Origin of the sequence: Streptomyces sp. MMG1121 (genome assembly GCF_001280015.1) — a bacterium.
In the GTDB taxonomy this organism is placed as follows: domain Bacteria; phylum Actinomycetota; class Actinomycetes; order Streptomycetales; family Streptomycetaceae; genus Streptomyces.
The window spans coordinates 26,318-45,224 of sequence record NZ_LGDV01000130.1 but is presented as its reverse complement, the minus strand read 5'-3'; the positions used below and the strand labels follow the sequence as shown (position 1 = coordinate 45,224).

20 protein-coding genes are annotated in these 18,907 nt (G+C 71.9%); 11 read left to right on the top strand and 9 right to left on the bottom strand.

Annotated elements, in window-relative coordinates; translation table 11 throughout:
* Positions 1-15: 15 nt before the first annotated feature.
* From ADK64_RS13650 to ADK64_RS13610, 9 genes are all read left to right on the top strand, one after another.
* On the top strand, positions 16-966 hold the full coding sequence (locus ADK64_RS13650; RefSeq protein ID WP_053658578.1) for a glycosyltransferase family 2 protein: 951 nt from the start codon (positions 16-18) through the stop codon (positions 964-966).
* Positions 963-1,334 carry a GtrA family protein gene (locus ADK64_RS13645; protein ID WP_053658576.1) on the top strand — a complete coding sequence of 124 codons (372 nt, stop codon included), beginning with the start codon at positions 963-965 and terminating at the stop codon, positions 1,332-1,334. Before ADK64_RS13650 ends, ADK64_RS13645 begins: the two co-directional genes overlap by 4 nt.
* Positions 1,335-1,402: 68 nt before the next feature.
* Positions 1,403-2,431: an N-acetyl-gamma-glutamyl-phosphate reductase gene (gene argC / locus ADK64_RS13640; RefSeq protein WP_053658723.1), complete on the top strand. Its 1,029-nt coding sequence runs from the start codon at positions 1,403-1,405 to the stop codon at positions 2,429-2,431.
* Positions 2,428-3,603: a bifunctional glutamate N-acetyltransferase/amino-acid acetyltransferase ArgJ gene (argJ, locus tag ADK64_RS13635; RefSeq protein ID WP_053658573.1), complete on the top strand. Its 1,176-nt coding sequence runs from the start codon at positions 2,428-2,430 to the stop codon at positions 3,601-3,603. The genes argC and argJ overlap by 4 nt, the downstream gene beginning before the upstream one ends.
* Positions 3,600-4,508 carry an acetylglutamate kinase gene (gene argB, locus ADK64_RS13630; RefSeq protein ID WP_053658571.1) on the top strand — a complete coding sequence of 303 codons (909 nt, stop codon included), beginning with the start codon at positions 3,600-3,602 and terminating at the stop codon, positions 4,506-4,508. Before argJ ends, argB begins: the two co-directional genes overlap by 4 nt.
* Complete coding sequence (locus ADK64_RS13625; protein WP_053658570.1) at positions 4,505-5,740, top strand: acetylornithine transaminase; 1,236 nt, start codon at positions 4,505-4,507, stop codon at positions 5,738-5,740. Before argB ends, ADK64_RS13625 begins: the two co-directional genes overlap by 4 nt.
* A 7-nt stretch (positions 5,741-5,747) precedes the next feature.
* Positions 5,748-6,290, top strand: a complete 543-nt coding sequence (locus tag ADK64_RS13620; RefSeq protein WP_053658568.1) for an arginine repressor — start codon at positions 5,748-5,750, stop codon at positions 6,288-6,290.
* Positions 6,291-6,400: 110 nt separating this feature from the next.
* Entirely contained in the window at positions 6,401-6,988 is a 588-nt protein-coding gene (locus ADK64_RS13615; protein WP_053658566.1) for an RNA polymerase sigma factor, read from the top strand.
* Positions 6,978-7,739: a hypothetical protein gene (locus ADK64_RS13610; protein ID WP_053658564.1), complete on the top strand. Its 762-nt coding sequence runs from the start codon at positions 6,978-6,980 to the stop codon at positions 7,737-7,739. The genes ADK64_RS13615 and ADK64_RS13610 overlap by 11 nt, the downstream gene beginning before the upstream one ends.
* A 367-nt stretch (positions 7,740-8,106) precedes the next feature.
* Here ADK64_RS13610 and ADK64_RS13605 read toward each other — a convergent pair whose 3' ends face one another.
* The 7 genes from ADK64_RS13605 to ADK64_RS13580 form a co-directional block, all read right to left on the bottom strand.
* Entirely contained in the window at positions 8,107-9,918 is a 1,812-nt protein-coding gene (locus ADK64_RS13605) for an ABC transporter ATP-binding protein (protein WP_053658562.1), read from the bottom strand.
* A gap of 75 nt (positions 9,919-9,993) precedes the next feature.
* Positions 9,994-10,158, bottom strand: a complete 165-nt coding sequence (locus tag ADK64_RS45880; protein WP_159046229.1) for a hypothetical protein — start codon at positions 10,156-10,158, stop codon at positions 9,994-9,996.
* 95 nt (positions 10,159-10,253) lie between these two features.
* On the bottom strand, positions 10,254-11,057 hold the full coding sequence (locus ADK64_RS13600; protein WP_234384556.1) for an FAD:protein FMN transferase: 804 nt from the start codon (positions 11,055-11,057) through the stop codon (positions 10,254-10,256).
* Positions 11,050-11,871 carry an FMN-binding protein gene (locus ADK64_RS13595; protein ID WP_053658557.1) on the bottom strand — a complete coding sequence of 274 codons (822 nt, stop codon included), beginning with the start codon at positions 11,869-11,871 and terminating at the stop codon, positions 11,050-11,052. The genes ADK64_RS13600 and ADK64_RS13595 overlap by 8 nt, the downstream gene beginning before the upstream one ends.
* Before the next feature lie 17 nt (positions 11,872-11,888).
* Positions 11,889-13,271 carry a ferric reductase-like transmembrane domain-containing protein gene (locus ADK64_RS13590; RefSeq protein ID WP_053658555.1) on the bottom strand — a complete coding sequence of 461 codons (1,383 nt, stop codon included), beginning with the start codon at positions 13,269-13,271 and terminating at the stop codon, positions 11,889-11,891.
* A 58-nt stretch (positions 13,272-13,329) separates the two neighbouring features.
* Positions 13,330-13,770: an FMN-binding protein gene (locus tag ADK64_RS13585; protein ID WP_053658553.1), complete on the bottom strand. Its 441-nt coding sequence runs from the start codon at positions 13,768-13,770 to the stop codon at positions 13,330-13,332.
* A 10-nt stretch (positions 13,771-13,780) separates the two neighbouring features.
* Positions 13,781-15,136: a ferric reductase-like transmembrane domain-containing protein gene (locus tag ADK64_RS13580; RefSeq protein WP_053658551.1), complete on the bottom strand. Its 1,356-nt coding sequence runs from the start codon at positions 15,134-15,136 to the stop codon at positions 13,781-13,783.
* A 139-nt stretch (positions 15,137-15,275) separates the two neighbouring features.
* Between ADK64_RS13580 and ADK64_RS13575 the strand changes: the two genes are divergently transcribed.
* Both ADK64_RS13575 and ADK64_RS13570 read left to right on the top strand, forming a co-directional pair.
* On the top strand, positions 15,276-16,016 hold the full coding sequence (locus ADK64_RS13575) for a response regulator transcription factor (protein WP_053658721.1): 741 nt from the start codon (positions 15,276-15,278) through the stop codon (positions 16,014-16,016).
* Positions 16,013-17,476: a sensor histidine kinase gene (locus ADK64_RS13570; protein WP_053658549.1), complete on the top strand. Its 1,464-nt coding sequence runs from the start codon at positions 16,013-16,015 to the stop codon at positions 17,474-17,476. The genes ADK64_RS13575 and ADK64_RS13570 overlap by 4 nt, the downstream gene beginning before the upstream one ends.
* A gap of 28 nt (positions 17,477-17,504) precedes the next feature.
* Here the strand turns inward: ADK64_RS13570 and ADK64_RS13565 are convergent, their stop codons facing one another.
* Complete coding sequence (locus ADK64_RS13565; RefSeq protein WP_053658548.1) at positions 17,505-18,209, bottom strand: L,D-transpeptidase family protein; 705 nt, start codon at positions 18,207-18,209, stop codon at positions 17,505-17,507.
* A gap of 3 nt (positions 18,210-18,212) precedes the next feature.
* Positions 18,213-18,800 (bottom strand): pyridoxamine 5'-phosphate oxidase family protein, encoded by a 588-nt coding sequence (locus tag ADK64_RS13560; RefSeq protein WP_053658546.1) that lies wholly within the window; start codon positions 18,798-18,800, stop codon positions 18,213-18,215.
* Positions 18,801-18,907: the final 107 nt, after the last annotated feature.

Sequence of the window (18,907 nt, the reverse complement as noted above, 5' to 3'; positions counted from 1 at the left end):
CCTGGGGGAACCACCATGCTGATATCGATCGTCGCACCCTGCTACAACGAGGAAGACGTCCTCGAACGCTTCCACGAGGAGGTCCAGAAGATCGCGGACGAGCTGCTCCCGCTCGGCCACGACATGGAGTTCGTCTACGTCGACGACGGCAGCCGCGACCGTACGCTCGCCGTCCTTGAACGCCTCGCGACCCTCGACCCCCGGGTGCGCTACGTGTCCTTCAGCCGCAACTTCGGGAAGGAGGCGGCCCTGCTCGCCGGTCTGCGCAACGCCTCCGGCGATGCGTTGATCGTCATGGACGCCGACCTCCAGCACCCGCCGGAGCTGATCCAACGGATGGTGGAACTGCGCGAACAGGGCCACGACCAGGTCATCGCCCAGCGCACCCGCACCGGCGACCGCCTCGTCCGCACCTTCGCCGCCCGCCTCTACTACCGGCTCGTCAACCGCGTCGTCGACGTCGAACTCATCGACGGGGTCGGCGACTTCCGGCTGCTGTCGCGCCGTGTGGTGGACGCCGTCCTGGACCTCACCGAGTACAACCGCTTCTCCAAGGGCCTGTTCGCCTGGGTCGGCTTCCCGAGCGTCACCTTCGAGTACGAGAACGCGGCCCGCGAGGCCGGCAGCAGCTCCTGGTCCTTCCGCGGCCTGCTCAACTACGGCCTCGACGGACTGCTGTCGTTCAACAACCGTCCGCTGCGGGCCGCCCTCTGGCTCGGCATGGGCCTGCTCCTGTGCGCCGGCCTCTACACGGCCTGGATCGTGGGCGCCGCGCTCGTCCACGGGGTGCAGACGCCCGGATATGTGACGATCATCACCGCCGTCACGGCCCTGGCGGGCGTGCAGATGGTCATGCTGGGAGTCATCGGGGAGTACACCGGCCGCATCTACTACGAGGTGAAGGGCCGCCCGCACTTCCTGGTGAAGGCGACCAACGTGGAACGGACGAAAGACCTCATTCCTTGAAGCGACAGATCATTACCTTTGCCGTGGTCGGTGTGCTCAACACGGCCACGTATTACTGCCTCTATCTGTTGTTCCTCATATGGCTGCCCTACCTGGCCGCGCATGTCCTGGCTTTTTCGCTCAGCATGATCGGCTCCTTTTTCCTCAACGCCCGATTCACCTACCGGATCCGCCCCACGTGGCGGAAATTCGCATTGTTCCCGCTGACGAACGTCACTAACTTCCTGATCACCACCCTCGGTGTCTACGTGATCGTGGACGTCCTGCACGCGGGCAGCCGGTTCGCCCCGCTGCTCGCCTCGGCGGCGGCGATCCCGGTCACCTTCGTCGTGTCCCGCTGGGTGATGCTCCCCAAGTCGATCGCCTAGCCGACCGCATAGCCGTTGCATAAAACTGCGGCCTTACGTATAGTCATGCCATCAAGAGGAGGATGGACATGTCGGTACGTGCGGCGGTGGCCGGAGCGAGCGGATACGCGGGCGGAGAAGTCCTGCGGCTGCTCCTCGCACACCCCGAGGTCGAGATCGGTGCCCTGACCGGAAACTCCAACGCAGGCCAGCGGCTCGGCGCGCTCCAGCCGCACCTGCTGCCGCTGGCCGACCGCGTCCTGGCCGAGACCACCCCCGAGGCGCTCGCCGGGCACGACGTCGTCTTCCTGGCGCTGCCGCACGGGCAGTCCGCCGCCGTCGCCGAGCAGCTCGGCCCAGACGTCCTCGTGATCGACATGGGCGCCGACTTCCGGCTGCGGGACCCGGCCGACTGGGAGCGGTTCTACGGCTCCGCACACGCCGGCACCTGGCCCTACGGCCTGCCCGAACTGCCGGGTGCCCGCGCCGCGCTCAGGGGGTCCCGGCGCATCGCGGTGCCCGGCTGCTACCCCACCGCCGTTTCCCTCGCCCTGTACCCGGCCTACGCGGCCGGCCTCGCCCAGCCCGAGGCGGTGATCGTCGCCGCGTCCGGCACCTCCGGCGCGGGCAAGGCCCCCAAGCCGAATCTGCTCGGCAGCGAGGTCATGGGCTCCATGACGCCGTACGGCGTCGGCGGCGGCCACCGGCACACCCCCGAGATGATCCAGAACCTCAGCGGGGTGGCGGGGGAGCGGGTGGCGGTGTCCTTCACACCGACCCTCGCGCCCATGCCCCGCGGCATCCTCGCCACGTGCAACGCGGCGGCCGTCCCCGGGGTGAGCGCGGACTCCGTCCGCGACGCCTACGAGAAGGCCTACGCCGACGAACCGTTCGTCCATCTGCTCCCCGAGGGCCAGTGGCCCGCGACGGCGTCCGTCTACGGTTCCAACGCCGTTCAGGTGCAGGTCGCGTACGACGCGAGCGTGGGCCGCATCATCGCGATCAGCGCCATCGACAACCTCACCAAGGGCACCGCGGGCGGTGCCGTCCAGAGCATGAACATCGCCCTGGGTCTCCCCGAGACCACCGGCCTTTCCACGATCGGAGTCGCACCGTGAGCGTCACGGCAGCCAAGGGATTCACGGCGGCGGGCATCGCCGCCGGGATCAAGGAGAACGGCAGTCCCGACCTGGCCCTCGTGGTCAACGACGGGCCCCGTCGGGCCGCCGCGGGCGTCTTCACCTCCAACCGTGTGAAGGCCGCGCCGGTGCAGTGGTCGGAGCAGGTCCTCAAGAGCGGCCAGATCTCCGCGGTCGTCCTCAACTCCGGCGGCGCCAACGCCTGTACGGGCCCCAAGGGCTTCCAGGACACCCACGCCACCGCCGAGAAGGCGGCCGGGGTGCTCGGCCGCGGCGCCATCGAGGTCGCCGTCTGCTCCACCGGCCTCATCGGTGTCCTGCTCCCCATGGACAAGCTGCTCCCCGGCATCGAGACGGCCGCGGCCCAGCTGTCCGAGCATGGCGGCGAGAAGGCCGCCATCGCCATCAAGACCACCGACACCGTCCACAAGACCTCCGTGGTGACCCGGGGGTCCCGCCGGACGGAGTCCGGGGGAGGCTGGACCGTCGGCGGCATGGCCAAGGGCGCCGGCATGCTCGCGCCGGGCCTCGCCACCATGCTGGTCGTCCTCACCACGGACGCGGAGCTGGAGAGCGACGTACTGGACAGGGCGCTGCGCGCGGCGACGCGCACGACCTTCGACCGCGTCGACTCCGACGGCTGCATGTCCACCAACGACACGGTGCTGCTGCTCGCCTCCGGTTCCTCCGGCATCACCCCGGAGTACGAGGAGTTCGCCGAGGCCGTACGGCAGGTCTGCGACGACCTCGGGCAGCAGCTGATCCGTGACGCCGAGGGCGCCAGCAAGGACATCAAGGTCGAGGTGATCAACGCGGCGAGCGAGCAGGACGCCGTCGAGGTGGGCCGCTCCATCGCCCGCAACAACCTCCTCAAGTGCGCGATCCACGGCGAGGACCCCAACTGGGGCCGCGTGCTCTCCGCGATCGGCACGACGGGTGCCGCCTTCGAGCCGGACCGGCTGAACGTCGCCATCAACGGCGTCTGGGTGTGCAAGAACGGCTCCGTCGGCGAGGACCGCGAGAAGGTCGACATGCGCTACCGCGAGGTGCACATCGTCGCCGACCTCGCCGCGGGCCCCGAGACCGCGACGATCTGGACCAACGACCTGACCGCCGACTACGTCCACGAGAACAGCGCCTACTCGTCATGACCTCCACGCGTAAACACACCGCGCTGCCCAAGGCCCAGATCCTCATCGAGGCGCTGCCCTGGCTGACCCGGCACAACGGCAGGACCGTCGTCATCAAGTTCGGCGGCAACGCCATGGTGAACGAGGAGCTGAAGGCCGCCTTCGCCCAGGACGTCGTCTTCCTGCGGCAGGCCGGCCTCAAGCCCGTCGTCGTGCACGGCGGCGGCCCGCAGATCAGCGCCGCCCTCGACCGGCACGGCATCGTCAGCGAGTTCAAGGCGGGCCTGCGGGTCACCACCGAGGACGCGATGGACGTCGTACGGATGGTGCTCGCGGGCCAGGTGCAGCGCGAGCTGGTCGGCCTGCTCAACCAGCACGGTCCGCTCGCCGTCGGCCTGACCGGCGAGGACGCGCACACCATCACCGCCACCAAGCACACGCCCGAGATCGACGGCGAGCTGGTCGACATCGGCCGGGTCGGCGAGATCACCGCGATCGACACGGGCGCGATCGAGGCGCTGCTCGCCGACGGCCGTATCCCGGTCGTCTCCTCGATCGCCCGGAGCCAGGACGACGGACATGTCTACAACGTCAATGCTGATACGGCGGCTGCGGCACTCGCTGCTGCACTGGGCGCCGAAACCCTCATGGTCCTCACCGACGTCGAGGGACTCTACGAGGACTGGCCGAACTCCGACGAGGTGATCAGCCGCCTCACCGCTTCCCAACTGGAGAAGCTGCTGCCGGAGTTGAGCTCCGGCATGGTGCCGAAGATGGAGGGCTGCCTGCACGCCGTACGCAACGGCGTGAACACCGCACGCGTCATCGACGGCCGGGTCCAGCACTCGATCCTGCTGGAGATCTTCACCGACGAGGGCATCGGCACGATGGTCGTGCCCGACGGAGCCGAGGGGGAGCAGTCATGACGGGCAACACGGCCGACACGGGCAACGACGCGCTGACCGCGCGCTGGCAGGGCGCGCTCATGAACAACTACGGCACCCCGCGGCTGCCCCTCGTACGCGGCGCGGGCCTGACGGTGTGGGACGCCGAGGGCCGCGCCTACCTCGACTTCGTCGGAGGCATCGCCACCAACGCCCTCGGCCACGCCCACCCGGCGATCGTCGAGGCCGTGAGCCGGCAGATCGCCGCGCTCGGCCACATCTCCAACTTCTTCATGGCCGAGCCCACCGTCGCCCTCGCCGAACGGCTCCTGCAGCTCTTCGGCCGCGACGGCAGGGTCTTCTTCTGCAACTCCGGTGCCGAGGCCAACGAGGCCGCCTTCAAGATCGGCCGGCTCACCGGGCGGACCCACGTGGTCGCCACCCACGGCGGTTTCCACGGCCGCACGATGGGCGCCCTCGCACTCACCGGCCAGCCCGCCAAGCAGGATCCCTTCCGGCCGCTGCCCGGCGACGTCACCCACGTCCCCTACGGCGACTCCCAGGCGCTCGCCGCCGCGGTCACCGAGGAGACCGCCCTGGTGATCATCGAGCCGATCCAGGGCGAGAACGGCGTGGTCGTGCCCCCGCCCGGCTATCTCAAGGCCGCCCGCGCGATCACCGCCGCCACCGGTGCCCTGCTCGTCCTCGACGAGGTGCAGACCGGCGTCGGCCGCACCGGCACCTGGTTCGAGTACCAGGCCCACGAGGGTGTGCTGCCCGACGTCGTCACCCTCGCCAAGCAGCTCGGCGGCGGACTGCCGCTCGGCGCCACCGTGGCCTTCGGCCGGGCCGCGGACCTGCTCGGGCCCGGCCACCACGGCACGACCTTCGGCGGCAACCCGGTCGCCTGCGCCGCCGGGCTCGCGGTGCTCGACACCATCGCGGACGAGGGCCTGCTGGCGAACGTCAAGCGGCAGAGCGCCGCGCTGCGCGACGGAATCGAGGCGCTGGGCCACCCGTTGATCGACCACGTCCGGGGCGCCGGCCTGCTGCTGGGTATCGTGCTCACCGGGCCACGCGCGGCGCAGGTGCAGCAGGCGGCCCAGGAGGCCGGGTTCCTGGTGAACGCGCCCGCCCCCGACGTCGTACGGCTCATGCCGCCGTTGAACCTCCGCGACGACGAGGCGAGTGCGCTGCTGGGGGCACTGCCCGGCATCCTCGACGCAGCGGTCCCGGTGAACGGGGACGATGGGGAAGGACGATCCGGGGAATGAGACGACGATGAGCGAGGCGCAGGACCACGAGCAGGCGGGTGCCGGGCCCGCCGTACCGCAGACCCGCACCGCACGGCACCGCCGGATCGTGGACATCCTCAACCGGCAGCCGGTGCGGTCGCAGAGCCAGCTGGCCAAGCTGCTCGCCGACGACGGGCTGAGCGTCACCCAGGCGACGCTCTCCCGGGACCTCGACGAGCTGAACGCGGTGAAGATCCGCAACACCGACGGCGACCTGATCTACGCGGTACCGAGCGAGGGCGGTTTCCGCACGCCCCGCGCGCCGCTGGGCGGGTCGGCGAAGGAGGAGCGGATGCGGCGCCTGTCCCAGGAGCTGCTGATCTCCGCCGAGGCCTCGGCCAACCTCGTGGTCCTGCGCACCCCGCCGGGCGCGGCCCAGTTCCTGGCCTCGGCCATCGACCAGGCCGAACTGCACGACATCCTGGGCACCATCGCCGGTGACGACACCCTGATGCTGATCAGCAGGAATCCGACCGGTGGTCAGGCGCTGGCGGACCACATGCTGCGACTGGCACAGAACGGGCACTGAGCCCGCATGCGGCGCCCCACCCGTCGGCGGAGAATGGGAATGTGATCTTCCGCGACGGGCGGGCAGGGGGGCGGGCAATCTCCTGGCGGCCGTCGACCGTATACAGAGGTGTGTCGGGTTTTCGGTTCCCCGTGGGCCGCCTCCCGGACGAAGCACTGCTGTCCGGGCTGGCCGCCGGCGATCCGGAACTCGCGGTCATCTTCGTAAGAAGGTTCCAGCATCGGGTCTTCGGGGTCGCCATGGCCATCACCGGGGATGAGCAACTCGCCGAGGACGTCGCCCAGTTGACGTTCGAGCGCGCGTGGCGTCATGCCCAGATCTACGACTCGCGCCGCGGCTCGGTCACCACCTGGCTGACGACCATCGCGCACAACCTCGCCGTCGACGCCGTCCGGGCACGGCGTACCGAGCCGATGGCCCCCGAGGACCTGGACGCTCTCATCGGTGCCGTCACCGAGACTCCCGAGCAGTGGGCGCTGGCCGACGAGACCTCCGCCCAGCTGCGGGCCGCCGTGGCGCGGCTGCCCCGGGAACAGGCCCGGGCCCTGGTGATGGCCGGCATCTACGGAATGACGGCCCAGCAGATCGCCGACGCCGAGCGGATCCCGCTGGGCACCGCCAAGACACGGATCAGGGCCGCCATGGCGAAACTGCGCGCCGCGCTCGCGTCCGGGAAGCGGGGCGACCATGTCCGGTGACGCGGGCTGCGACAAGCTGCGGGAGATCGGCGCCGAGCTGGCGCTGGGCGTGCTGCAGGGCCGCGCGCGCGCCGAGGCGCTCGCCCATCTGGACCGGTGCGCGGACTGCCGGGAGTACGTCCGCCGGCTCACCCAGGTCGGCGACCGGCTGATCGGCCTGCTGCCGGACAGCGAGCCACCGCTCGGGTTCGAGACCCGGGTGGCGCGCAGGCTGGCACTGCAGGCGTCGCAGCAGGAGGCTCCCGCGGGCGCCGCCGGCCGGGCGTCCCGGGACCTGCGCGGCCGTGCCCGGCGGGCCCGGCTGCGGCTCGCGGGCGTCGCCACCGCGGCCGCCATCGCCGTCGGGTTCGCCGGCTGGGGGATCGGCACCGCCGTCGAGGGGGTCCTCGCCTCCACCGCTCCCGCCGCCGAGTCCGAACTCATGCTGGTCGGGGACATGACCTCGGCCGGCGGCGCCACCGTCGGCGAGGTCTACGCCCACCCCGGAACCCCCGGCTGGGTCTTCGTGTCCGTCGACCTGGTCGGCCCGCACGCCTCGTACACCGGCAAGGTCACCTGCCTCCTGGAGCACGCCGACGGTACGACCGTGCGCGTCGGCGACTTCACCCTGATCGGCGGGCACGGCGAGTGGGGCGTGGCCGCTTCCGGTGACCTCTCGACCCTGTCCGGCGCCCGGCTGGCCACACCCGGCGGCACCGTCCTCGCCACGGCCCACCTGGCGAAGGGCCACGTCGTGGAGCCGGAGACCTGAAACGGTGGCGGCAGGGGGGCAGCGGTCCGGCTCGCCGCCAGCGCCGCGGCCGGGCCGGCGACCGTGGGCCGGTCCGCCGGGTCGGCGCGCAGAACCCCCCGCACCAGGTGCGGATGGCTGAACTCCCGCAGCCACCGCCCCTCCCGTAGCCACTGCCCCCCCCGCAGCCACTGCCCCTCCCGCAGCAGCCGCTCGCCGAGGCGCGCCCTGCCCCGCCGGTCCGGTCGCACCGCCTTGAGCACGCACCGGCAGGCCCGCTTCCCGCTCCACGCGTCGTACACGTCCAGCCAGCCGGTGCGGGTCAGATGCGCCAGGATCACGTACCCGGGCGCCGGTTCCGTGCCCGGTGGGAGGGGTGCGGGACCGCTCATGACAGCACCGCGCCCGAGCTGAGCCGGTGCAGCCGGGCGTACGTCCCCTGGCCGCGGAGCAGGTCGTCGTGGGCGCCGTGCTCCACGACCCGGCCGTGGTCGAGCACCACGATCCGCGTGGCGTCGCGGACGGTCAGCAGGTTGTGCGAGATGACCACGGTCGTGCGCCCGGCCATGAGCCGGCGCAACGGATCCATGATCCGCCGGCCCGACCGCACGTCGAGCCCCGTAGTCGGCTCGTCCAGCAGGAGCACGGGCGCGTCCCTGATCATCGCGCGGGCGATCGCCAGCCGCTGGCACTGCCCGCCGGACAGGGTGCGGCCGTGCTGGCCCACCAGGGTGTCGTAGCCCTCCGGGAGCCGCTCGATGAACGCGTGGGCGTCCGCCGCGCGCGCCGCCGCGACGATGTCCGCCTCGCTCGCCCCCGGCCGGCCGTAGGCGATGTTCTCCCGCACGGTGCCGTGGAAGACGAGCGTCTCCTGGAGCACCACCGCGACGCTCTCCCGCGCGTCGGACACGCGCAGTTGCCGCAGATCGGTCCCGTCGAGCCGGACCGTTCCCCGGTCGGGGTCGTAGAAGCGCAACTGGAGTTTGGCGAGCGTGGACTTGCCCGCCCCGCTGGCCCCGACCAGCGCCAGCGTCTCGCCCGGATCGACGTGGAAGGACACGTCCGACAGCGCCCACGAGGTGGCCCCCGGATAGCGGAACCAGACGCCGTCGTACTCGACCTCGCCCCGCGCGCGGCCGGTCCGTCGGGCGCCCGGCACCTCCACGACCTGTGGGCGCTGGTCCAGCAACTCGATGATCCGCTCCGCCGAGGCGGCGGCCGCGTAGAAGGTGGTGCCCAGCCCGGACAGGCCGTGGACCGGGCCGTAGAGCTTGCCGATCAGCGCCAGGAAGACCAGCAGCCCGCCCAGCGTGAGCTGTCCCTGGGCCAGTTTCCAGGTGCCCAGGCCCATGACCGCGAGCCCGCCGGTCACCTCGATGATCTCGACGACGGGCCCGTAGACGGCCCGGATGCGCACCGAGGCCATCGCGGCCCGGTACCGGCCCACGTTCTCCCGCTCGAACCGGGCCTGCTCCCACCCCTGCCGGTTGTACGCCTGCACCAGGGCGACATTGCCGAGCACCTCCTCGGCGACCGCGCTGAGCGAACCGCTGCGCCGTCTGCGCTCCCGTGAAGCGGTCTTGAGGAGCCCCGCGAAGTGCCGTGCGGCAGCCCAGAACAGCGGCACGACGACGAGGGCGAGCAGGGTCAGGTCCCAGCGCAGATAGAACAACAGGCCCAGGAAGAAGCCCAGTTGGATGACGTAGTAGAGGGCGTCCGCCACCCCCGAGAGCAGAAAGGTCTCGACGGCGTCGACGTCCCCGGTGATGCGGGACAGCACGTCCCCGAGCCGTCGGCGTTCGAAGAAGCCGAGCGAGAGCCCCTGGACGTGCCGGAACACAGCGGAGCGCAGGGAGAGCAGGAAGCGCTCGCCGATCCAGGTGGACGTCACCTCGTCGGCGAACCCCACTACCCCGGAGCAGACGATCAGTCCCAGATAGGCGGGTGCGATCCACAGCAACGGCCGCAGATCGCGGGGCACGAGCACGCCGTCCACGACGATCTTGAAGAGCCAGATCTCCGCGGCGTCGACCGCCGGTCCGGCCAGGCTGAAGAAGAGCATGGGGACGAGCCGGCGACGGCCGCCGCGCGTGTACGGCCAGAACCGCCGGAACACCGCACGTGGCGAGACGACGGGCGCGGCCGCGACGACGCCGTCGCAGGCCTCGTCCGCCGCCGGGCGCCGCAGGACGTGCACCATGGGACGCGTTCCTCGGGGACCGGCGGAGCGGACCGGGTCCTCCGGTCACCGGTCCGCTCGGCCTGGTGTGCGATCTCAGTCGTGGTCGTGGTCGTGGTCGTGGCCGTGGCGGTCGCCGTGGTCGTGGCGGCCACCGTGGTCGTGACCGTGGTGATCGTGGCGGTGGCCGTGGTCGTGACCCGAGGTGTCCCTGCCGTGGTCGCAGCGGACCGCGGGCAGGAGAGTGCTGAAGATGGCCATTGCGTTCCTCCCGAAACTTGCTGTACAGGGGATACGTCCCGGGGCGGGAAACGGATGGCTCTCCGGCGAAAAAAGTCGCGGGCGGAAAGGTGCGGTCAGCCCAGCCTCGCCGCCAACCCCCCGGTGCACCGCACCTCGTCGCCGGCGGTGATCAGCAGGCCCTCCACGTCCGGCAGGGATTCCAGCCACGCCGACCCCGCGCGCGAGCCCATCGCGAACGCCGCCGTGGCCCAGCAGTCCACCCACGTCAGCCGCGGGCCCACTACCGTCACGGCGACGAGATCCGTCACCGCCGGCTTGCCCGTGCGCGGGTCCACGATGTGCGTGCCCCGCTCGGCCGTGCCCGAGGTCGCCACCGACAGTTCGGCCACCCCCGCCGCCGAGATCACCGCCGCCAGCCCGCCCGGGCGCAGCGGATCGGCCACCCCGACGCGCCACGGGCGTTGCGGCTCCGGTGCGCCGAGCAACTGCACGTCCCCGCCCCCGTTGACGCTCACCCCGCACACCCCGTCGACGTCCGCCAGCAATCGCGCCGCCCGCTCCGCGGCCCAGCCCTTGACGATGCCGGTGGGATCGAGCGCGCCCTGGTAGCGCGGGCTGAACCACCCCTCGCTGACCCGTTCCGCCTCGGCTGCGAGGTCCAGCACCTCGGCCACCTCGGGAGCGCAGTCCGCGACGGCCAGCTCCCCCCGGGCCAGCCGTGCGACCTCGCTGTCCTCGCGGTAGGTGGAGAAGACGGCGTCGGCCCGGTGCAGGCCCGCGACCGCCTCGGTCAGGGCCTCGCGGACCGTACGCGGTTCCCCGCCGCGGACGTCGAAGGAGAAGACGGTCCCCATGACCTCCTCCGCATGACGCACCGCGGCGGGAGTCCCGGCCGGCCCGGCCACCGTGTCAGCCACCGGCCTGGTCCAGCGCCGACTGGAGCGACTGCCGGTAGCCGGTGCTGGTGTAGGTGGCGCCGGAGACCGCGTCGATGGACGCGTTCCCGGCCGCGACGGCCTCCTGGTTGAGCTTGGGGACGGCCATGGCGGTCTTCTGGTCGCTCAGTCCGCCCTTGGGCGCCTGGACCGCCGACGCCTGGACGACCTTGCCGGCCTTCACCGTGATCCGCACCTGCACCGGGCCGTACGGGGTCTGCGCGACCTTTCCGGTGACCGTACGGGCCTGCGCGGCACCGGACGACGAGGACCCGGCGGAGGATCCTGCGGTGGACCCGGAGGAGCTTGCGGAGGGAGTTCCCGCGGAAGACCCGGCGGAAGGCTTCATCCTGTCCAACGCCGACTGGAGCGACTTCTTGTAGCCGTTGCTCGTGTACGTCGCCCCGGACACGGCGTCGATCCGCGCGCTCTGCGCGGCGACGGCCTCCTGGTTGAGCCTGGGGACGGCCATCGCGGTCTTCTGGTCGCTGAGCCCGCCCTTGGGCGCCTGGACGGCCTGCGCCTGGGTGATCCTGCCGCCCGCGACGGTCAGCCGTACCTGCACGGTCCCGTACTGCGTCTGCGTCGCGTCACCGGTCACCGTGCCGGTGGCCGCACCCGCCGGCCGGGTCCCGCCCTGTGGTGACTCCTGTCCCGCCGCTGTCTGCTGCGGTGCCGTGCCCGCCGCGGCCGACGCCGGACCGGACGCCGGCTTCAGCGACAGCAGCAGCACGACACCGGACACGGTCGCGGCCGTCGCCAGCACGATCCGCCGAAGGGGGTGGCTCTTCCTCATGTCTCCCTGACTCCCGCTCACATCTCGAACGACTCGTGATGGATGCGGCGGGCGGGGACCCCCGCACCGCGCAGTGCCTCGTACACCGACTGCGCGAACCCGGCCGGGCCGCACATGAAGACGTCGTGCCGGTCGACGTCCGGGATCTTCCGGCTCAGGTTCTCCGCGGAGATGTCCGGCCGCTCGCCCTCCGGGCTGTTCACCGCGTACATCAGCCGGGCGCCGCGCTCCTCGGCGATCGCCGCCAGCTCGTCCCACAGGGCCAGGTCCTGGGTGGTGTTGGCCCGGTACAGCAGCGTGATGTCCCCGGCCGCGCCGGGCAGCGTCTCGAACAGCGCCCGCATCGGCGTGATCCCGACCCCGCCCGCGACCAGCAGCACCTTGCCCCGGCTGCGGCGCTGCGCGGTCATCGCCCCGTACGGACCCTCGGCCCACACCCGGGTGCCGGGCGTCAGCTCGCGCAGCCGGGCGCTGTGGTCCCCGATCGCCTTCACGGTGATCCGCAGCATGTCCGGGCGGGGCGCGGCCGACAGGGAGTACGGGTGGGAGCTGAAGCGCATGCCGGGCGCGAGGAAGCGCCAGCGGAAGAACTGGCCCGCCTGCGCCCCCATCCGGTGCAGCCTGCGGCCGCCGATCAGCACCGACACGATGCCCGGGGTCTCCTCGACGACCGCCTCGACGCGCATCCGGTGCCGCAGGTTCAGCCGGACCGGGGTGACCAGGCGGAACCAGACGACCAGCGCGGTGACGGAGCCGTACAGGCCGTACCAGAAGGTCTTGGCCATCGGCTCGACCGCGAAGTCGTTGCCGGTGGTGATCTGGTGCCAGAACGTCAGGAACACCGCCGCGTACGTCAGCAGATGCACGTGGTACCAGGTGTCGTACGGCATCCGGCGGCGGACCGGGCCGATCGACGTCAGCCCGATGACCACGAACAACGCGGCGCCGATGGCCGCCTTGCCCATGTCGGGCAGCTGGTTGATGGAGTCGATGGTCTGCTGGACGATGTCACCGAGCGACCTGCCCGCCTGGAGCGCGTACCCCCACATCACGAGGAAGACGTGCGCGGCGATCAGGCAGAGCGTGTAGCGGCCGCTCATCGCGTGCCAGCGCGCCACCCGGTCCGAGCCGACCCGCCGCTCCAGCGCCGGCACACGCGCCATCTGGAGCACGACCAGCGCCATCAGATAGCCGGCGAGCAGACCGGTGATCCGGCCCGCGTTCAGGATCCTGCCGGTGTTGTCGGCGATGGACGGCGTGTTGTGCCACCAGAGCCACAGCACCGCCGCCGCGCCGGCCCAGACGGCGAGCAGCAGCGGGACGGCCGGGGAGCGGCGCGGGCGGATGCGGCGCATGGTCTGTCGGCGGGCGGCACGGCCGCCTGCGAGCGTGGTGGTCACGGTTCCTCCGTGGGACTCGGCCCTTGGCCCACAGGTACGTGCCGCATGCGCCCGGTGTTCAGCGGCCCGCCGAGTCCAGCGCGGACTGGAGGGACTGCCGGTAGCCGGTGCTGGTGTACGTCGCGCCCGAGACCATGTCGATCTGCGCGCTCTGCGCGGACAGTGTCTCGCGTCGCAGCTGAGGGAGCGCGTAGCTGTTGATCTCCTGGTCGCGCGGGTTGTCCTGCGGGTACTGCACGGCGGTCACGTCCGTGATCCTGCCGCTCTCGATCGTCACCCGCACCTGGACCGGTCCCCAGCGGGTCTGGACGGTGTCGCCGGTGACGGTCTTGCTCCCCTTGCCCGAACTGCCTTGCGTGACAGTCGAGTTGCTGGTCGCCGTCGTCAGCGTGGGGCTCGTGTGCGGCTTCAGCGACAGCAGCAGGACCATCCCGGAGACGGTGGCGGCGCTCGCCAGCACGATGCGGCGCAGCGGACGGTTCTTCTTCAGCGCGTGCACTTCTTCGGCCTCACAGCTCGAACGACTCGTGGTGGATACGTCGGTCCGGCACCCCGGCCGCCCGCAGCACCTCGTACACGTCCCGGGCGAAGCCGTGCGGGCCGCAGAGGTAGACGTCATGACCGGCCAGGTCCGGGAAGGTCGCGCGCAGCGACTGCGCCGAGATGTCCGGACGCTCCCCGCCCGGCCCGTTCAGCGCGTACAGCACCCGCGCACCGCGCCGACGGGCGATCGCGTCCAGCTCGCCGCCGAGCGCCAGGTCCTCGACACCGCGCGCCCGGTACAGCAGGGTGACCTCGCCGGGCAGCGTCTCGAACAGCGCTCGCAGCGGGGTGACCCCGACCCCGGCCGCGATCAGCAGCGAGCGGTGGCCGGCGGCACGGTCGGCGGTCAGGGAGCCGTAGGGTCCCTCCGCCCACACCCGGGTGCCGGGCCGCAGCAGGGCGACGGCCGCGCTGTGGTCGCCGAGCGCCTTCACGGTGATGCGCAGCAGGTCCGGGCGCGCCGGCGCGGACAGGGAGTACGGCGTCGACGTCCAGCCCATGCCCTCGCCGAGGAACCGCCAGCGGAAGAACTGCCCGGGCCGTGCGCCCAGCTCGTCGAGACGGTGCCCGCGTACGACGACCGAGTACACCCCGGGCGCCTCGCGGTGCACCGACTCCACGCGCAGCCGGTGGCGCCGGTTGAGCCGGACCGGGGCGAGGATCCGGAACCACAGCACGAGGGCCAGGGTGCCCAGGTACAGCGCGTACCAGAGCGCGGTCGCGACCGGCTTGCCGTGGAACTCGTCGCCCAGCGCCAGCTGGTGGAAGAAGGTGAGGAAGACGGCCGCGTACGTGAGCAGGTGGACGTAGTACCAGAACTCGTGGCGCGTACGGCGGCGCACGGCCCGGGCCGAGGTGATGCCGACCGCGAACAGGATCACCGTGCCGGCGGTCGCCTTGAGCATGTCGGGGTAGTCCAGCACGACGGTGACCGTCTCGTCCCAGAGGGAGGCGTGGTCCTGGGCGGCGTATCCGGCGAGGATCAGCGTGATGTGCGCGACCAGCAGACAGACCGTGTAGCGGCCGGCCATCGCGTGCCAGCGGGCCACCCGGTCGGAGCCGATCCGGTTCTCCAGCAGCGGCACCCGCGCCATCATGCCGACCAGCACCGCGCAGGCGTACCCGCACAGCAGCCCGGCGATCCGCCCGGCGCCGGTCAGCCAGCCGGCCGGCCCGACCACGGACCCGGTGCCGGCCCACCACAGCGCCACCGTGCCCGCCGCCCCGGCCCACAGCGCGGCCAGCACGGGCCCCGCGGGGGAGCGCCGTACGGTCACGGGCGAGGGCGGGGCCACCCGTCGCCCCGCATCCACCGTGGTCATCGTTGGTCGTCCCTTCGTCCGTCGTGCCGGGCCACTGTGCCGGGCGAAGCTCTGAGCCACCTCTGAGCAGCACTCATACAAAACTCAGACGGAAGCTGGTACCTCGCACGCCTCGACAGGGGTGATGCTGGTAGGCGCGATGAACACCACCCGTTCGGGCCGCCCGGCCCTCACCCGCCCCGACGGCACCCCGCTGCGCGTCCTGGTCGTCGACGACGACCCCGACCTCGCGGAGGTGCTCACCGGCGCCCTGCGCTACGAGGGCTGGGAGGTGCGCGCGGCCGGCGAGGGCGCCTCGGCCGTCAGCACCGCGCGCGAGCTGCTGCCGGACGCCGTCGTGCTCGACGTGATGCTCCCCGACACGAACGGCTTCGCCGTGCTGCGCCGGCTGCACGCGGTGAAGCCCGATGTCTGTGTGCTCTTCCTCACTGCACGGGACGCGGTGGAGGACCGGATCGCGGGCATCACCGCGGGCGGCGACGACTACGTCACCAAGCCCTTCAGCCTGGAGGAGGTCGTCGCCCGGCTGCGCGGCCTGCTGCGCCGCGCGGGCATGGCCCGCCAGCTGGAGGAGGGGCCGCGGCTGATCGTCGGCGACCTGGTGATGGACGAGGAGGCCCGCGAGGTGACCCGGGCCGGCGAGCTGATCGAGCTGTCGCCGACCGAGTTCGAACTCCTCCGCTTCCTCATGCGCAACCCGCGTCGCGTGCTCAGCAAGACACAGATCCTCGACCGGGTCTGGTCCTACGACTTCGGCGGCCGGGCCCATGTGGTCGAGCTGTACATCTCCTATCTGCGCAAGAAGGTCGACGCGGGCCGCGAGTCCATGATCCACACCGTGCGCGGGGCGGGTTATGTCCTGAAGCCGGTGAGCAGATGACGTTCCTACGGCGGCTGCCCCGGCCCCGCACCCTGCGCGCCCGGCTCACCGTCGGCCTGGTGGTGCTGCTCGCGGTGAGCTGCGCGGCCGTGGGCCTCGCCGCCGTCGTCGAGCTGAACGGCTTCCTCACCCAGCGCCTGGACGAGCAGCTCGTCCAGGTCGGCACCCGGTTCCCGGAGAGCCTGGAGCACCACGGCAAGGTGCCGGACGACCACGACGGGGACGAGTACGGCGACACCCGCCGGATGGCCACCGGCACCTTCGGCGCCCGCCTGCTGGACGGAACGGTCACCAACAAGGGCCTCATCCGCTCGGGCGACCCGTCGGCGGACCTGAACGTCGACCTCTCGGCCGAGGACGCCGGACGGCTGGCCCGGGTGCCGGTCGACGGCGGGCCGCACACGGTCGACCTCTCCGCCCTGGACGACTACCGGGTCGTCGCCTCCGCCGGGCGGGACGGCGACGTGCTGATCGTCGGCCTCCCGCTGGAGCCCGTCCAGGCCACGGTGCACCGGCTGGAGCTGGTCGCCGGGGTCGTCTTCGGTCTGGCCCTGGTCGTGGCCGGGGTGGCGGGGGCGTTCTGGGTGCGCTGGTCGCTGCGGCCGCTCAGCCGGGTCGCCGCCACCGCCGCCCGGGTCAGCGAACTCCCGCTGGCCAGCGGCGAGGTGGCGCTGCCACCGCGGGCCCCGGACGCCGACCCGCGCAGCGAGGTGGGCCGGGTCGCCGCGGCCTTCAACCGCATGCTCGGCCATGTCGAGGACGCCCTGACCAAACGGCACGCGAGCGAGGAGCGGCTGCGCCGCTTCGCCGCCGACGCCAGCCACGAGCTGCGCACCCCGGTCGCCTCGGTCCGCGGCCACGCCGAGCTGGCCCTCCTCCACCCCGGCCCGGTACCGCCGGAGGTCACCCGCGCGCTGCACCGCATCACGGCCGGGTCCGCCCGTATGGGCGAGATGGTGGACGACCTGCTCCTGCTGGCCCGCCTCGACGCGGGCCGCCCGCTGGAGAGCCGCCCGGTGGATCTGACCCACCTGGTCCTGGACGCGGTCACCGACGCCCGCGCCGCCGGCCCCGGCCACGGCTGGACCCTGGACCTCCCCGAGGACCCGGTGACGGTCCCGGGCGACGCCCACCGCCTCCAGCAGGTGTTGGCCAACCTGTTGGCCAACGCGCGTGTGCACACACCTGTGGGCACCAAGGTCATGGTCACCTTGCAGGCCGCCCCGGACGCGGCCGTCCTCTCGGTACAGGACGACGGCCCCGGTGTCCCCGAGGACGTCCGGCCGGGCGTCTTCGAACGCTTCACCAGAGCCGACCACCGCCGCCGCCCCGACGCCCCGGGCGGAGGAGCGGGCCTGGGCCTGTCGATCGTGGCGGCGGTGGTGGAGGCGCACGGGGGGAGTGTGGGGTTGGAGAGCAGCCCGGGGGCGACGACCTTCAGGGTGAGCCTGCCCGTCTGACGGGGCGCGGAGGACCACGCACAGTACGTCAGTACCGGGTCACCGCCGTGGCTCCGTCCACGGTCCCCATGGCGACGTGCGGCGATTTCTCAGGCTTGGCCCACACAAGGATCCGCCGCATCGCGTCCTCCGGCACCGACACACAACCAGCGGTAGCGGCAAGCCCGTTGACATGCAGAAAGATCCCGGCGCCGCGCCCTCGCACAGGCCGCTCGTAGTTGAATCCGATGACGAGCCCGTACGCGTACTGCGCCGCGTAGGAGATCAGATGCTCGGACTCGGAGGAGCGGCAGTCGGCCGGCAGCGGCTCGACCCACCGGTTGTACGACGCCGAGTCGTTGTCCTGGCACCACCACGAACTGTCCTTCACCGGACGGTACTTGACGCTCGTACCGTCCGGCGCTGCCTTGATCCCGAAGCCGAAGGGAAGGTCGTAGAGCCCGGTCGGTGTCGTGTTGGTGCCCTGCTTCCGGGCGGTCCCCTCCACCAGACCGCCCGAGCCGAACCGCGCCGGCGCCGAGCCCGCCTGCACCCACTGTCCGTCCCGCAGGTCCCACCAGGTGACCGTCCCCGACGTCGAGTCCAGGCCGGGCGCCTGGGCGGTGATCAGCTGGCTGCCGCCGCCCGTGTCCGCCATCCGGGCGGGCAGCGGCACGGAGCCGGGGCCCGGCGCGGCGCCGAGCAGGCCGAGCGAGGACGCGGACACGAGGGCGATGACGACACCGGAGCGCATGGCTCAGACGCTAGACGGAGGCAACGGCAACGGCAGCCCGGGTAGTCCGTCCAGGCTCATGGCCACGTGCTCCTTCTTCTCGAAGTACGCGCTCAGCGAGGTGTCGTCCTCGCGGGAGAAGCGCTTCGCGTGCAGGTCACGGTCCTGCTCGTACGCCATGAAGGGGACGGCGTATCCACAGGTGTCCCGCACCAGCTCCGCGTGCACGACGATGATCGCGCGCAGCCCGTGCAGGCCCGGGTCGATGCCGGGGAAGTGCGCGAGCAGCTCCCCGAAGCGCGGGTCGTCGCGGAAGACCGGCTCGCCCCGGCCGTGGACGCGCACGATGTTCGGCGGGCCCTGGAAGGCGCACCACATCAGGGTGATCCGCCCGTTCTCCCGCAGGTGCGCGATCGTCTCGGCGTTGGACCCGGCGAAGTCCAGGTAGGCCACGGTCAGTTCGTCGACCACGGCGAAGGAACCCCTGAGGCCCTTGGGGGAGAGGTTGACCGTGCCCTCGCCGGAGAGCGGGGCGGTCGCGGTGAAGAACAGGGGCTGCTCCTCGATGAACGTCCGGAGCCTGCCGTCGATGCGTTCATAGGTCTTTCCCATGCCTGACGATTATCGGCGGAACTCCTTCGCCCGTCTAAGGAAATTCCAGGGTGTCCACGGAACGGACGCGGATGGACGCCGGGGGCGACGTCCGGGCAGGCGATCGT